This is a genomic window from Congregibacter litoralis KT71 (genome assembly GCF_000153125.2).
Lineage (GTDB): Bacteria > Pseudomonadota > Gammaproteobacteria > Pseudomonadales > Halieaceae > Congregibacter > Congregibacter litoralis.
In genome coordinates this window covers 4,191,509-4,205,503 of record NZ_CM002299.1, presented here as the reverse complement: position 1 = coordinate 4,205,503, position 13,995 = coordinate 4,191,509, and the positions used below count along the sequence as shown (strand labels likewise).

Annotated in this window: 11 protein-coding genes; 2 read left to right on the top strand and 9 right to left on the bottom strand. The window is 58.4% G+C overall.

The features are described from left to right. Nucleotides 1-747 (bottom strand): hypothetical protein, encoded by a 747-nt coding sequence (locus KT71_RS18985; protein WP_008293697.1) that lies wholly within the window; start codon nucleotides 745-747, stop codon nucleotides 1-3. Further along, the gene (locus KT71_RS18980) at nucleotides 744-1,742 is read right to left on the bottom strand and encodes a nucleoside hydrolase (RefSeq protein ID WP_023660366.1); all 999 of its coding nucleotides are present in this window, start codon (nucleotides 1,740-1,742) and stop codon (nucleotides 744-746) included. Before KT71_RS18980 ends, KT71_RS18985 begins: the two co-directional genes overlap by 4 nt. 176 nt (nucleotides 1,743-1,918) lie before the next feature. On the opposite strand from KT71_RS18980, the gene KT71_RS18975 reads away from it, so the two are divergent. Beyond that, nucleotides 1,919-3,553 (top strand): amidohydrolase family protein, encoded by a 1,635-nt coding sequence (locus KT71_RS18975; RefSeq protein WP_023660365.1) that lies wholly within the window; start codon nucleotides 1,919-1,921, stop codon nucleotides 3,551-3,553. A 77-nt stretch (nucleotides 3,554-3,630) separates the two neighbouring features. Further along, on the top strand, nucleotides 3,631-4,008 hold the full coding sequence (locus tag KT71_RS18970) for a glycine zipper domain-containing protein (protein ID WP_023660364.1): 378 nt from the start codon (nucleotides 3,631-3,633) through the stop codon (nucleotides 4,006-4,008). Here KT71_RS18970 and KT71_RS18965 read toward each other — a convergent pair. The 7 genes from KT71_RS18965 to KT71_RS18935 form a co-directional block, all read right to left on the bottom strand. After that, nucleotides 4,005-5,867 (bottom strand): AsmA family protein, encoded by a 1,863-nt coding sequence (locus KT71_RS18965; protein ID WP_008293701.1) that lies wholly within the window; start codon nucleotides 5,865-5,867, stop codon nucleotides 4,005-4,007. The genes KT71_RS18970 and KT71_RS18965 overlap by 4 nt on opposite strands. 61 nt (nucleotides 5,868-5,928) lie before the next feature. Further along, on the bottom strand, nucleotides 5,929-7,944 hold the full coding sequence (locus tag KT71_RS18960) for a response regulator (protein ID WP_008293702.1): 2,016 nt from the start codon (nucleotides 7,942-7,944) through the stop codon (nucleotides 5,929-5,931). Next, complete coding sequence (locus KT71_RS18955; protein WP_008293703.1) at nucleotides 7,941-8,495, bottom strand: heme NO-binding domain-containing protein; 555 nt, start codon at nucleotides 8,493-8,495, stop codon at nucleotides 7,941-7,943. The genes KT71_RS18960 and KT71_RS18955 overlap by 4 nt, the downstream gene beginning before the upstream one ends. 71 nt (nucleotides 8,496-8,566) lie before the next feature. Then, nucleotides 8,567-9,985 carry a sigma-54-dependent transcriptional regulator gene (locus KT71_RS18950; RefSeq protein WP_008293704.1) on the bottom strand — a complete coding sequence of 473 codons (1,419 nt, stop codon included), beginning with the start codon at nucleotides 9,983-9,985 and terminating at the stop codon, nucleotides 8,567-8,569. Then, nucleotides 9,982-11,355 (bottom strand): membrane protein, encoded by a 1,374-nt coding sequence (locus tag KT71_RS18945; protein WP_008293705.1) that lies wholly within the window; start codon nucleotides 11,353-11,355, stop codon nucleotides 9,982-9,984. Before KT71_RS18945 ends, KT71_RS18950 begins: the two co-directional genes overlap by 4 nt. Nucleotides 11,356-11,360: 5 nt before the next feature. Further along, the gene (locus KT71_RS18940; RefSeq protein ID WP_008293706.1) at nucleotides 11,361-12,398 is read right to left on the bottom strand and encodes a glycosyltransferase; all 1,038 of its coding nucleotides are present in this window, start codon (nucleotides 12,396-12,398) and stop codon (nucleotides 11,361-11,363) included. Beyond that, nucleotides 12,391-13,986, bottom strand: coding sequence for a WecB/TagA/CpsF family glycosyltransferase (locus tag KT71_RS18935; protein WP_008293707.1), 1,596 nt, complete (start codon nucleotides 13,984-13,986; stop codon nucleotides 12,391-12,393). The genes KT71_RS18940 and KT71_RS18935 overlap by 8 nt, the downstream gene beginning before the upstream one ends. Nucleotides 13,987-13,995 lie beyond the last annotated feature (9 nt).

Below are 13,995 nucleotides of genomic sequence, written 5' to 3'. Positions count from 1 at the left end.
TTAGAGAGGGCAGTTCGGAGCAATCAGCTTGCGAACCGCGGCGCTATAGTCATCGTCACTGTGGCAAACACCATCGGAAGGTTTGTCGACGTAACTTGCGCAGAGGTTAACGGCCGCTAGTTCCTGCGCGTGCACGCTGGTGAGCTCGGTCAGGGCGGGTCCCGCGCCCATTAGTAGATCGCGCATACACAGCGGCGAGAGCATTCCTACACGTTCCTGCACATTGAAGCCGACGATATTATGCAAAGCGGTTAGCAGTTTGGGGCCGATGAACTGCGGAACGACGGGTATCTTTACGCGCTCAAGGAGCGCCGTAGCCCGGTCAATGTAAAAGGGCAGGATGGGACTGTCCGCCGTGAATTGAAGCCATGCGTTGTGGATGCGGCGATAGCTATGGATGCCATCGTCACGACCTTGAACCCAAACCTCGCGACCAAAGCTATGATCCAGATCCGAAGGCTCAAAATCACGAAAAATCAACAGATCCGCATCACACCAGATAGCTCGGTCATAGCCTGAGCGAAGGGCCTCACCCATGAGCAGAAGCCGGGCCAGGTCCGTAGCGACTACAGGTTGGATGCGAAGTTTCTCCCGCAGAGCCGGCGGCAAGGGCCGGAATAGTTCATCTCCGCAAAAGCTGTAATCGTAGCCCCTCAACTTGGACCAGGCGCGCACGGAGTCGCAGCAACGCCGTTGCCAGGCGGGAAGCACCCCCGGGCGTTGTGACTGTAAGACCAATGTTTTCATTGATGGAACACAGAAAAGTACTCTTTGAAGAAGGCGTCGCTATCGACGTTAGTGGCCACCTGTATTGTACTCGCTGGGTTTTCTCGAAAGGACGTGACGCCAGGGATAGGTTTGCTCTCAAGGTCGACGTAAACATCACCCGATTGAAAGCGGCACAGACTGGGGTTAAATAGTGTGGCCGCGGTCAGGGGGTCGTGGAAGTGCAGGAGTTCTCGCTCCTCGAACCAGACTTTTGACCAATCCAGCACAATTTCCAGGAGAGGGTCTTCCCTGAAGCGCGCTTTTACTTCTTCGGGGCTCATACTGACCTGCCAGGTGATATCCAAGCCCGTAGCCGTGATTTTAGGTACAGCTGCGGCAAACACCTGCCGTGCCGCATGAGGATCTACGATGACGTTCCACTCCGTCGGGCCCCAGGGTGTTGGATAGTCCGAGAACTTACCGCCCATGATCACCAATTCCGCCAGAAGAGCTGGGGTTTCGGGATAGCGGGCAAAAAGTGTCGCTATATTGGTGAGGGGTCCCACCGCCAGCAGCGTCACCTCGTGGGGATGCGCGTGAACTGTGTCCCGCAGAAACTCTATCGCCGCATGGTTTGGAAATGTCGCTTCCCTTGATTTGAGACGCCTGGTTTGAGGTGCATCGGTCTGCATTGAGTCAACGAACAGGGGCGTCTCTTCTCCCGGGTAGATCGGCGTTTCTACTGAGGCTGCCTCACACAACGCCGCCGCCAAGCGGGCGCGGCCCTGGGCATCACCGGTTACCGTTGTGATTCCCAGCAATTCGCAGCGTGGTTGGCGAAGGAGGTAGGCAAGGGCGACGGCATCGTCGATATCACTACCGATGTCCGTATCCAGAAGTATCTTCCGCGAGGATGGGGACGGATCGCCTTGGGCTTTAGCCGCCAGAGCTTGTGATGACAGAACTTGTGATGACAGAGCTGCCGTCAAAGGCAACAGTAGACCTGCATGGGTGAACTGGCGTCGTCGGATCATAGAGCGAGAGTAACTTCCATCGTGTCGCCTGAGGGCTGGCCACCGGTGTCCATGGACGGTGGCGACGAGTACTGGGCTTTCGTTTTGGGTGCATTATACCGGCGACGCTGACGGGACAAGAAAACCAACCGCCGTTTCTTGTAAAGTGAGGAGAAATAATTTTTGAGGATTGTTTGATGTCTGGATTAAAGATGTTCACAGATGGCCGGGCACGGGCCCGCAGCACTTTTATCCTGCTCGGTTTGCTTTTTGTCTTGCCCGGCATGTTCGCAACGGCGGCGGAAAACAGGCCCGAACCTGGAGAGGAGGGGATCGCGGGAGCGCTAGCAGCGGGCTTTGCCCCACCCAAGCTGGCACCACCGCGGGGTGACGAGGCCCGGGGACCTTTTGATCGCCTCCTTATCAAAAACGCCATGCTGGTGGTGGGGAATGGCGCGCCCCCGCGGGGTCCCGTGACTATTGAGGTTCGCGGCGATCGCATCTATTCAATTCACGGCGGTCACGGGAGTGACACCGAGGCGGCCGACGCCGAAGTCATCGATGTCGACGGCGGTTACGTGCTTCCGGGTTTTGTCGATGCGCATACGCATCTGGGCACACCGGGGCATGCCCAGGCTGGCGCCCTCACGGATTCCGTGTACGTGCTCAAATTGTGGCTGGCCCACGGCGTAACTACCGTACGCGATGTGGGTTCGGTTATGGGTTTAGGTTGGACCATAAAACATCGTGAGATGGCCGCTGCAGGTGAGATCAGTGCACCGCGTATGCGTGTTCATGCGATGTTCCCGCCGTCGACGGCGACGGCCGACGAAGCGCGAGATTGGGTGAAAGCCGTACGCAAGCGCGGCGCTGATGGTGTGAAATTCCGTGGCGCCCGGGCGGAGCCCTTCGCCGCTGCCATGGAAGAAGCTAAACGTCTGGGTATGAAGACGTCCTACCACCATGCTCAGTTGTCCGTTGTACAGACCAACGTCCTCGACAGCGCCCGTCTGGGTCTCGACAGCATGGAGCATTGGTACGGCCTGCCCGAGGCCATGTTCGACGACCGGGTCATTCAGGACTACCCCCATGATTACAATTACAGCAATGAGCAGGATCGCTTCGGTGAGGCGGGGCGCTTGTGGCTGCAGGCGGCTGCGCCGGGTTCGGAAACCTGGCAGCGCACCATCGCCGAGTTAGTGGACCTGGATTTCACTTTATCGCCCACGTTTACTATTTATGAAGCTAATCGGGATCTCATGCGGGCGCGTAACGCCGACTGGATGGACGATTACGTGCCGTCCTATATGGCGCGGGCCTTTGAGGCCGATCCACAGATTCACGGTTCCTACTTCTTTGACTGGACAACGCAGCGCGAAATTGACTGGAAGGAAAACTTTCAACGCTGGATGACATTCGTCAACGACTACAAAAACGCCGGCGGGCGTGTGGTCACGGGCTCCGACGCGGGGTTCATCTACAAGGTGTATGGCTTTGCCTACATTCGAGAGTTCGAGCTGCTCCAGGAGGTGGGATTCCATCCCCTGGAGGTGATCAAGGCAGCAACTCTCGATGGCGCGGAACTGCTGGGGCTGGATCGGGAGATCGGTACCGTGGAAGTGGGCAAGAAAGCGGATCTGGTCATCCTCGACGAAAACCCCCTTGCCAACTTCAAGCTCCTCTACGGCACGGGACATCGGCGTTTGAATCTCGAGACAGGTTCCGTTGAGCGCGTAGGCGGTGTTCGTTACACGGTGCGAGATGGCATCGTCTTTGACGCCAAAATGTTGCTCGAAGACGTGCGGGAGCTGGTGGCTGCAGAAAAGAACTAAAGGGCGGCGCCGTTGTCCGACAGTTTCAGACGGGTAGAACGTAGAAGCCCGAAGGAATCGGAAACCGGAGTCCCGCCATGAGTGTTTTTACGCGTTTTACCCCTACCATGGTGCTGATGTCGACGATGGGCATCGGCGCCTGCACCACCACCGATGAAATCATCATTGATCGCAAGGGCGTGGACATGGCTCGCTATGCGGCAGACAAGGCCGAGTGCGAAAGCTATGCATCGGAAGTGCGAACGGGCGAGAAGGCTGCCCGGGGCGCCGCATCCGGTGCGGTGGTGGGCGGTGCCGTTGGGGCCATCGTCCGCGATAGCACCGATGGCGCCGTTCGCGGCGCCGGGGTCGGTGCCGTTACCGGCGGTGCCCGCGGGATTGCCGAAGGCGAGCGCGACAAGGTTAAGGTCGTTAAGCAATGCCTCCGGGGTCGCGGATACCGCGTACTGAATTAGTCCCGATTAAAGAGCTTGTTGAAGAGCTTCCCGGCCTCGTCGGTGGCCTTGCGCTTTAATTCTCCCTCGGCGAGATCCTTAATGATCTCCGTGGTATTCACGCCGCACCAGCTGGCGGGGTCGTCGGCCAGATTTCCCTTACATTCCACGGGCCAGCGTAGATCGGCATAGCGCTCGTTGATTCTGCAGGCGGGATCAAGCTCGCCCAGCGCCGCCGAGAGCTGTGCGCGGAAACTGGCGCGAAGATCCTGGGATTCCAGATCAACGTTGCCCGTACCCTGAAGACCCACGGCGGGGAGCTGTGCCGTGAGGGGATTTAGCGTGGCCACGCCGTCTTTCAGCATGATCTCCGCCTTGAGTGCCTCAAAGCGGGTGTCCGCCGGAAATTCCGCGCTGAGGGACTCCTGATTCACAAGGGCAACGCCCGTACAGAACATCTTCTCCATAGCGATGCCCGCCAGAGTGATGTCTTCCGTGGTGAAGCTGATGGGCCCCGTGAGTGACTGCGTGAGGGCATCACTGCTCTCGCCGCCGCCCTCGAGGGACCATTCCAGATTGGCGATACCGCGAGCTTCCATGCCCAGTTCCATGGCTGCGACGGCCTGGGCGACATCCAGGGCTGTCACGCCGCCCTCCGTGGTGAGGGTGGCGAGGTTGTAACGACCGTTGAACACGGCGCTGAAATCAATCTTGCCGCCGTGTACCTGGGCCGTCACCGGGTCGAGAGTGGCGACGCCATCAGCAACCCGCAGCTGCGCGTTAACGTCCGTGAGCCGATGCGCATCCAGCACCACGCTATCGATGCGCAGCTTGGCCCGCGTATCGATCATGCGAAGAGCGTTGAGGGGTAGGCTTGTATCGCCATCGGCAGATGCCTCGCTGTCTGCGACCTCAGCGCCTGCGTCGGGACCGGCCAGGACGAGGAGGGCAGGGTTCAGTTCTGTCAGCGCCAGGTCGGCGTCGATCTGGGGGCTTTCAAAGCTTGCATAGCGGAGGGTGCCACTGCCTTTGAGATCCCCGGTTTGAAGCTCGAGCTTGAGATCTGCGACCTGGGTATCGAGGGCGAATTCACCGCTCAAGCCCAGGGTAATCGGGTCCGGTGTGGCGCCGGTGACGCGAAGATTCAGACTATCCAGATTGAGGGTCTCTGCGTTGAGATTGGTTCGAAACTCGCCGGCGAGGGTGATGCTCATGGGATCCTTATCGTCGCCGGAGGGAATAATGACTTCTGCCGTCAGGGGGACGGGGCGTCCGTCAATGTTCAGGTCCTTAGCGGTTAGCTGCCGCAGCTGTAGCTCGCTGATGGGCTGACCGTCACTGTCCACGGTGATCACATGGATATCCGCCAGGGAGAGTTCGCCTACCTCCAGGGCCAGGGGGACGGCTAACACGCTGGCAGCCGCTTCTGCCTGGGCCTTGGCCCGGGCCTGGGCTCTCACGGCGTAAAACTCGTCTAACTCGCTGTTGCTAAGCGTGGTGGTGTCCATGGCTTCGGCTTTTGCGGCCTCTTCATCCACCGCCTCGGCGCTGAGGGTGAGTCCGTCTACGCGGATGCTGTCGATCTCCACGCTCTTGCGAAACAGGGGCATGAGGGCAACGCCGGCGGAAAAGGAGTCGGCAACGATGCGCGTTTTACTGTCGGGAACATTCAGGCTTACCGCGCTGGCGGACAGAGCAACCTTGGGAAACAGAGACAGGGACGCGTCCCCGTCGATACGCAATTCTGCTCCGCTCTGCTCTTTTATACGCTCGGCGGCGATCTCGACCAGCGCCTCCTCGTCCAAAAACAGCGGCACGAGAATCGCCGCCAGAATGATAAGAACAAGGGGGACGCCCAAAACCCAGAGAAGAACTCGCATGATCAGTTTCCTTGTAGATGCAATATGCCTGAGGTTAGCAGAGACCGGGGTCAGCAGTTAGCTAGCTGTTGCGAAATTCGCTCAAGGCCCTAAGACCCCTGGACAAAATCGCTTCGGATTCCTCTGGCGCGTCCTTCGGGATTGCTGCCCCATCCTGAAGCTGACTCTCCAGCTTTGAAAAATGCTCGCCGGCGTTTGCTAATCCGAGACTGCGGCAGGTGCTGCTCAACGTGTGAGCTTCGCGAATCATCGCGGGCCTGTCCCCCTCGGAGAGGGCCTGGGAGTACCGGGACCAGCGGCCCTGAACCTCTGCTTCAAACTGATCCAGCACCGTTGTCAGACTGCTGTCGCCAATCTGTGTCCGTAGCTCGCTCAAAACGTCCTCAGCCAGGTCGGGGAGGGTGTTTGTCTCGGATGGGGGCTTCTTCGCTGCAGCTTTTGAAGTCACTCCCGTCCCCGTGTCCGCTTTCAGCCAGCGGTTCAGTTGCTCAGCGAGGCGGTCCCTTACGATGGGCTTTGTCAGGTAGTCGTTCATGCCGACCTGTAGGCAGCGTTCCCGCTCCTCGCTGCTCGCATAGGCGGTAAGGGCGACCACGGGTAAGGCCTCTTCGCTGCGCTCCCGGCGAATGCTCGTGGTAGCGGCAACACCATCCATGACCGGCATGTTCAGGTCCATGAGCACCAGATCAAAATCCTCTTCCAGTGCTCGCTGGACAGCGGCGGCACCATCACGCGCTTCCTCCACGGATACGCCCAGGGACTCGAGAATCAAACGGCCCAGAAGCATGTTCGTGGCGTTGTCATCCACCAGCAGCACTTTACCTTGAAATCTCGCGGGCACCTCTTCTGGTGTAGCCTCCGGGGAGGCCCCTAAGGCGCTCGCCTCGGGCGCGGGCTCCAGGGGAAGCTCAAGCCAGAAAAGAGAGCCTTTTCCTAGCTGGGAAATTACGCCCAGGGTGCCCTGCATAACCTCAACATAGCGTCTTACCAGATCCAGACCGAGACCCGTTCCCTTGTCCTGACCCAGGGCGTCGGATGCGCCGGTCCAGAATGGTTCAAAGATATGTAGCCTGTCCTCCGGGCTGATGCCCTCACCCGTATCCTCAACTTCAAACCGGATATGGTTCCCATCAGAATGGGATGAGGGCAAAGCTCTTACCGTGATGCTGCCCGCAGGCGTGAACTTGACGGCGTTGGTGATGAGATTGAGGAGGCACTGCCGTAACTTGGCCTTATCGCCAAGGTAGAGATTTCCGAGGAGCGGGCTGCTAGACCACGTGAGTTCCAGCTTCTTTTCCACGGCGCGAGCCCGGACGATATCCGTCACACTACGCAGTATCAGCGGCAGCTCAAATAATGTGTTCTCGAGCACCTCATCGCCCGACTCAATCTTGGATATATCCAACACATAGTTAATGACATGAAGCAGATTGCGCGAGGAGCTATTGGCCAGGGCGAGCAACTCCCGGGACTGGGGACTCATCTCCTGATCTCCCATGAGAGCAAGAGCGCTCACCACGCCGTTCAGGGGCGTGCGCATTTCGTGGCTCATCCGCGCAAACATCGCAGTCTTGCCTGCCTGGGCAAGCTCCGTATCGTGTTTGGCGTCCTGCAGCTCTGCGTTAAGTTTTTCGAGGTCGCTGACCATGCGTTGCTCGGTGCTCATCAAAAACAACTGGTCAAGCTGAGAGTCCTGGGAGGAGAAATCTGCTATGCCAAGCTTGATGTCCGGGCAATGCGCATTCATCCAAAAGAGCCAGGGCGCACCGCAGAAACACAAAACGGGTTCCCTCTGCCAGGTGGTTTCCACCATTTGACCGCGTATGGCGAAACGCTCATTCCTGCTTTTCACCAGGAACAAGGATGCAAGATGCTCCCGGACTTCGGGAATGCTGCGAGCGGTGGCGGGGCGTAGCAGCGTGAATAAATCGAAAAACCGGGATCCGACGTCCAGATCCTTTAGGTGGCGACGGGGCGTTTCGCTGGCATAGCGAATCTCGCCGTCATCATTAATACAGAGGATAACCGTGAACAGCTTTTCGAGCTGCGTCCAGGTCAGTCTTGGCTCGGTCTTCACTGAATGCTCAGTTCAAATACGCTGTGTGTACCCTCTCCATCGTCATCGATGGAAACGGCTACGATTTCCAGTTTGTCGCCAAAATGCTCGGCCAGGCCGCCCAGGAGACCGGTAACAAAGGAGGTCAGACCTTTGCGCTCGGAGTAGTAGTGGACAAAGTGTTTTCCCGCATCTTTGTCGCTGTCTTCCACACGAAATTCCGGCGGCACGTAGTCAAGGAAGGTGCTGGCAATGCGATCATGGAGACTGTTGAGGTTATGAAGGAAGCCGACGGTATCAATGCCGGTGGCATCCATGAGAGAAGCATAGTGTTTTATCGCGATAGCGTCGACCCAGTGTTTGCCAAACATTTCCATGCAAGTGTCTATGGGCGCTTCCAGAACCTCTGACGCGGCCGCCGCCAACTGGTAGGTGGACTCATCGTCGTAGCGACGCATGGTGAGATAGGAGTCTTCGGCCACACCCGAACGCTGGTGCACTTTCTTCCATTGCTCCTCGCCAAAATGCGTGACTACCATGTCCTGGAGAGCGCTGTTAATCAGTCCATACATGTTTCAATTCCTGTGGTTTGTTGCTCATTTTTCGGCCCGCTCGTCAGTCCTTTCTTTTGCCCGTTCTGCTGTTAAGCGCTGTCGTCGATCCAGGCCTGCCTCTTTCGGTATAGGGTCGATGGAGCCACCTCGAGGAGTCCCGCCGCGCGGTTAATATTGCCGTCGCAGGCAGCCACGGCGGCTTCGATCGCGCGTTTCTCCACCATCCAAAGCGGCTCTATAGCCCGACGCCGGGCGAGATCGTCCGGCTGCGAATGTGTCTCTGATTTGGCGGCAGAAGCCCCCGGAGAATCATGTCCATCGAGGCTTTCCTGCAAACCCTGGTGAATATCGAGGGCGAGCATATCAGCCTCGATCTGCTCGCCGTCGTGAAGGACCACCGCCTGCTGGATGACGTTCTGCAGCTGTCGAACGTTACCGGGCCACACGTAGCGCAGCATCTGTTCCTCGGCGGCGAGGGAAAAGTGGGTGAATGCCTTTTTCGCCTGGTCTGCGTAAACCTCCAGAAAGTGCCGGGCAATCATAAGGATGTCCCGGTCACGCTCCCGCAGTGGTGGCAAGCGCAGGGGCACCACGTGTAAACGGTAAAAGAGATCCTCGCGAAAGCGGCCCTCACGGACCTCTACCAGGGGGTCGCGGTTCGTGGCGCAGACAAAGCGCACATCAACGGTCTCAAGGGTATTGCTACCCACTTTTCTGAAGGTTCCCGTCTGAATGAATCGCAACAGTTTCTTCTGTAATTCCAGATCCATTTCGCAGATCTCGTCCAGAAACAAGGTGCCGCCATTGGCAATGCTTGCGGCGCCCTCACGGGCATTGCTGGCCCCGGTAAAGGCACCTTTCACATGACCAAAAAGCTCGCTTTCCATGAGTTCGCCGGGGATGGCACCGCAGTTGATGGCGACAAATTCTCTGCCGGCGCGATCGCTGTGAGCGTGAATGGCCTCGGCGGCGAGCTCCTTGCCCGTGCCGCTCTCCCCCACGATAAATCCCGTCGCGTCACTGGGCGCCAGGGAGTCGATGGTTTGATAGACCGTCTGCATGGCATTGGAGGCGCCGATAAAATTCGCGTAGGACGCGCGCTGCTTGCCGGACAATTCTTCGATGCGTTTCCCAAGGTCAAGCTGAGCCGCTGCATTGCCGAGAGTTACCTTGAGTCGCGCCGCGTCAAAAGGCTTGGTAAGAAAGTCAGAGGCACCCATGCGTATGGCATCGACGGCCATGTCCGAGGTGCCGTGGGCTGTCATGACCACAACTTTGGGTGGTTTCTCCAACTCCATGACATGACGCAGAAAGTCAATGCCATTGCCGTCGGGAAGCTCAATATCCAGAAGGATCAGGTCCGGGACAAAAGCATCCAGGGTGGCGTGGGCTCGGCCGAGGCTATCCACGGTGACCGTCTGATAGCTCTCCTCGGCGAGGTAAGCGTTGTAAATGGCAGCCAGGGAAGGACTATCCTCAACCATCATAAGCTTGAGTGCGTCTGTCATGCCTGCGGCCTTACGGTGCTCGCGTCTGCGTTTGTCATGGTTGATGTGATGGTCGATGTCGTGGTCGATGTCATGGTTTCCGAGGCTTCCAGTATGGGGGGATTCTGCGATGGCGCAAGGGCGCAACGCATCCGGTGAAGACTGCCGAGTGCCAGGGCGAGACTACCCAGGGTGATCCCCTGGGCGTAGGCGAGGCCCGGGTTCAATGCCAGATTGAATGTTTGCGCCGTCATGAAGATGAACATACCCCAGAGCAGCGGGTTGATGCGTCCGTCGGTATCCCGGCAATCCATGTTTGCGGACCACAGTCGCAGCCAGATTTTTCCGTGCATGGTCAGGTACAGAAGAACGCCGACAATGCCGTATTTGTAAGTCACGCCCACCAGGCCCAGATCCGAGGGGAAGAAGTACTTGGCGACGATATCCTGATAGGACAGACCGTAAGCGCTGTCTTCGCCTGCTCCCAGAATAGGGTGCAGGGCGATGTGTTCCAAAGCCTTGAGAAAGGCCTTTGCGCGGATGCTGCCGCCATCGGCCTCCATAAAATTTTCTGCGGCGATGGCACCGATGACCGGGATGGCCAGCACCGCCAGGGGCGCCGCCACGACGATAAGCTTTAGGCGGGTCCGGTGAGAGAGGAGAATCGGGTAAAGGAGTACCGACAGAATCATCGTTGCTAGGGTCGATCGGAAAAGCACGATGCTCCAGATATAGGCAGCCAGGGCGACGCTGACGATGGCGGCGGTCTTGATGGCCTTGCCCCGGGACTGAAACAGCAGGGCAAGGGATCCCAGAAGCGCAACCATAATGGCGAACAGCGGTGGTTTGAGGCGAAATCCGCGCCAGGCATCGTAGGTGACGAGGTTGCTCACCGTGTGATCCGATGAGAAAAACGCCGCGCGAAGATCCATGGTGAAGTAGAAAACGAGGTAGTTCACCATTAGGGCGAACAGTGCGCACCAGATGGTTCGCTCTACCTGGGGCAGGGGAAGTCCGCAGCGTACAAGGAGATAGATGCCCGGGCCCATGAAGGCCAGGAGAAACTCCCGGGCGGAAAAAGCACTGAACAGAACGCTGCCGGAGTAATTGAGGACAAAGACCACGCTGCTGATGCCGATTATTCCGCCCAACAACAGCACAGGGGATACGACCCAGGCTTTCCACTCACGGTAGGACAATCGAAAAAAACCTTGCCAGCAACCCATGACAAAAAGCAGGAGGGCGCAGGCAATGCCGAGCTCCTGCAAGCGGTTGGCAAGATAATAACGCCCACCCTGGCAGCCAGCGAAGGTCGCCATAAAGATCGCCGCATAAATCAGCGGGTTCAGGCTGATCTGGAAGGGCGATGTTGCTGTGGTGTTCGATTGCATTGAGATTACTGCGCTTCTACGGACGGTCGATTAAGCTCTCGGGCAATGACGGCGGCATTGCGCCACTGGCCTTTGACGACGCGCTTGACCACATCCAGCCAGTTGCTCAGCGTGCATCGCCAGAGGTCCCTGGGGTAGTAACTTCGCATAAAGTGCATGCGGCTGCGAAACATATACTGGTCTGAAATCAGGGAGGGGCCCCGATTCCAGCTGCGGGAGCCAATACTGCCACCCTCCCGGTGATACAGGTGGGCGCCGTCCGCTACAAGGAGATCAAAGCGGCGGGCCGCCCGGGTAAACCAGTCGATTTCCTCGTAGTAAAGAAAGTAGGCTTCATTCATGAGGCCCACGGTTTCCAGAAAACTGCGGGGCAGGAGCATGGAGCAGCCCGTGAGGTAATCCAGCTGTCTTTCGATAGTCCCCACGTCGGGCATCGCTCCCTCCTCAAGGTATCGTCCCTCGGATTCCAGAGCGCGGCCGCGGAGCGCGTCGAAGCGGTTTCCACCGATGCATTGAATGATCGAAGGATCGTCAAAAAAGTGAATCACGGACCCGCACACGGCGGGTCTATTGTGCGCCTGCAGCCGATTCAGCATCTGCGGCAGGCAGTTGGCCTCGACAAGCGTATCGTTGTTGAGCAACCAGACATGCTGCATGTCCTCTTGCGCCAGGGCAAAGCGCAGTCCTACATTGTTACCTGCGGCGAATCCCAGGTTCCCACCGTTATCCACGAGTATCAGTTCGGCGTCCGGGTCCGCCAACCCCGCTTCCGCTTCCCTCCGGCTGATTCGCTGCGTCACAGGACGCTCCTGCCCCTTTGCCTGTAACGCGGCGAGGCGGGGATGTTGTGATATCCCGGCACTGCGCTCATGCCTTGCCCAGGCCTGAATATGATTGAGGCTTTCGTCACTGGAATGGTTGTCACAGACAAGCACCCGGGCGCCGGCCCGGATGTTCGGGATGAGGCTTTCCAGGCAGGCTATGCTGTCCCGCCAGCCGTTCCAGTTCAGGAGAACAATGTAAACGCCTTTGAGTTCAGACATGTTCCTTTGCTCCATTCCTGGGGTCATCGTTGTCCCGGCTGATGCGTTCGAGGAGTTGTTGATCACTTATGAGCTTCGCCGTGCTGTCGATCTCCGCCATGCGCAGCATCTGCCTGACGTTATGGCCTGCACCGCTGAGATAGACCGCTGAACCGTTCTGGCCCGCGTGGGTGAAGAGGGGCATAAGTTCTGCAATCCCCGAGCTCTCCAGAAGGCTCACATTGCGGAAATCAATGATGCAGTGCCGATCCCGGACGCTGTGGAGCAGACATTCGACAAAACCAAGTTCTCGAAGCGTCTCGCGGCTCACGGGGCCCGAAAGCATGGTGAGGGTGGCATCCTTCAGGGCATAGGACTGGCAGCTGAACGATGTAGCGTGATCGGCGCCACCGGCCAGGCGATCAATGGTGCCCGTGCTGTCGGTCTCAAGGAGATCCATCAGTCGCGCAGCGGTGAGTTGACGGCGCAATCGCGGCGACATTCCCATGAGCTGGATCTGGGTTCCCGGGCGACGGAGGAGGCTCGCCAGGTTAAACAGTTCCTGCTGTGCGCTGAGTTCAATATGTTTGACGTCAGAGAAGTCCAGGATACGAAGCTCCCCCGCGTCGCTTTCTACTGCGACATCTTCGATGACTCGCTGAAGGTAGTCAGCGCCCACCCGGCGGGGTACCGCCAGGAGTGCGATGGATTGCTCCCGTGATGACCACAGCCTTTGCCAGGGCAGGGCGCCTGGTCCCGGGAGTTCAGCAGTGCCGGGAAGAAGGTTTTCCCTGATGCGTTGCAGGATCACGGGTGTCGCGAGAGCCCCCAGCTTCACCAGACCCTTGCTGTAGCGTTTCCAGAGACGGCCCGGATCCTGAAGCATCCTAAAGACCCACTCGAGGTTCAGGCGCTGCCAGATTGCCGGCGCTCTGCGAACCGTGCCGATGACAAATTCAAAGGTGCCACCGACGCCAATGGAAACCGGTGTTCTGAGTCGTTTACGATTACGGTTGAACCAGAGTTCCTGCTTGGGGTTTCCCAGACCCACGAGGAGAATATCGGCCTCTGATGCGTGAATCTCATCCAGCAGTGCGAGGTCCTCATCCTCCGTGTTGGCAAGGTCCCGGCCCGTGGTCTTGATAAACGGGGCGGCACTCCCGGCGATGCGAAGTCCGGGGTAGCGCGCCTCAAGAACGCGACCCGCCTCGGCGGCTATGCCCGCAGCGCCACCCAGTAAAAAAATGCTGAGGCCTTCTTCAGCGGCTCTCCCGGCAATAGCCGGCACCATGTCCGAACCGCACACCCGCTCGGAAATCGGACGTCCCAGGAGACGGCTCAGCCAGACAATAGGGAAACCGTCCGCCGTGACCAGATCTGAACTTCGTAGCACCTCCAGAAGCTCTGGATGGCGGGGACGCGACAAGGCGGTGCCCAGGCTGTTCACGAGGAAGTCAGCATTCAGTGTGGAAACGAGGCGTGCCCGTCCATCCCGTGCTTTTGCCATAGCAATGACTTGTTCCACGGCGTTCTCAAGGGTCAGATTGTCCACGGGTATTCCCATGGAATTGAAGCAGTCGCGGCCGGGGTTGAAGATGAGAGAGCTCATGGTGATTCC

What these genes read in the sequence shown, in the direction of transcription:
- KT71_RS18980 (WP_023660366.1), bottom strand. Translation starts at nt 1,742, where the DNA reads ATGATCCGACGACGCCAGTTCACCCATGCAGGTCTACTGTTGCCTTTG.
- KT71_RS18965 (WP_008293701.1), bottom strand. Translation starts at nt 5,867, where the DNA reads ATGCGAGTTCTTCTCTGGGTTTTGGGCGTCCCCCTTGTTCTTATCATT.
- KT71_RS18940 (WP_008293706.1), bottom strand. Translation starts at nt 12,398, where the DNA reads ATGTCTGAACTCAAAGGCGTTTACATTGTTCTCCTGAACTGGAACGGC.
- KT71_RS18985 (WP_008293697.1), bottom strand. Translation starts at nt 747, where the DNA reads ATGAAAACATTGGTCTTACAGTCACAACGCCCGGGGGTGCTTCCCGCC.
- KT71_RS18955 (WP_008293703.1), bottom strand. Translation starts at nt 8,495, where the DNA reads ATGTATGGACTGATTAACAGCGCTCTCCAGGACATGGTAGTCACGCAT.
- KT71_RS18970 (WP_023660364.1), top strand. Translation starts at nt 3,631, where the DNA reads ATGAGTGTTTTTACGCGTTTTACCCCTACCATGGTGCTGATGTCGACG.
- KT71_RS18950 (WP_008293704.1), bottom strand. Translation starts at nt 9,985, where the DNA reads ATGACAGACGCACTCAAGCTTATGATGGTTGAGGATAGTCCTTCCCTG.
- KT71_RS18935 (WP_008293707.1), bottom strand. Translation starts at nt 13,986, where the DNA reads ATGAGCTCTCTCATCTTCAACCCCGGCCGCGACTGCTTCAATTCCATG.
- KT71_RS18945 (WP_008293705.1), bottom strand. Translation starts at nt 11,355, where the DNA reads ATGCAATCGAACACCACAGCAACATCGCCCTTCCAGATCAGCCTGAAC.
- KT71_RS18975 (WP_023660365.1), top strand. Translation starts at nt 1,919, where the DNA reads ATGTCTGGATTAAAGATGTTCACAGATGGCCGGGCACGGGCCCGCAGC.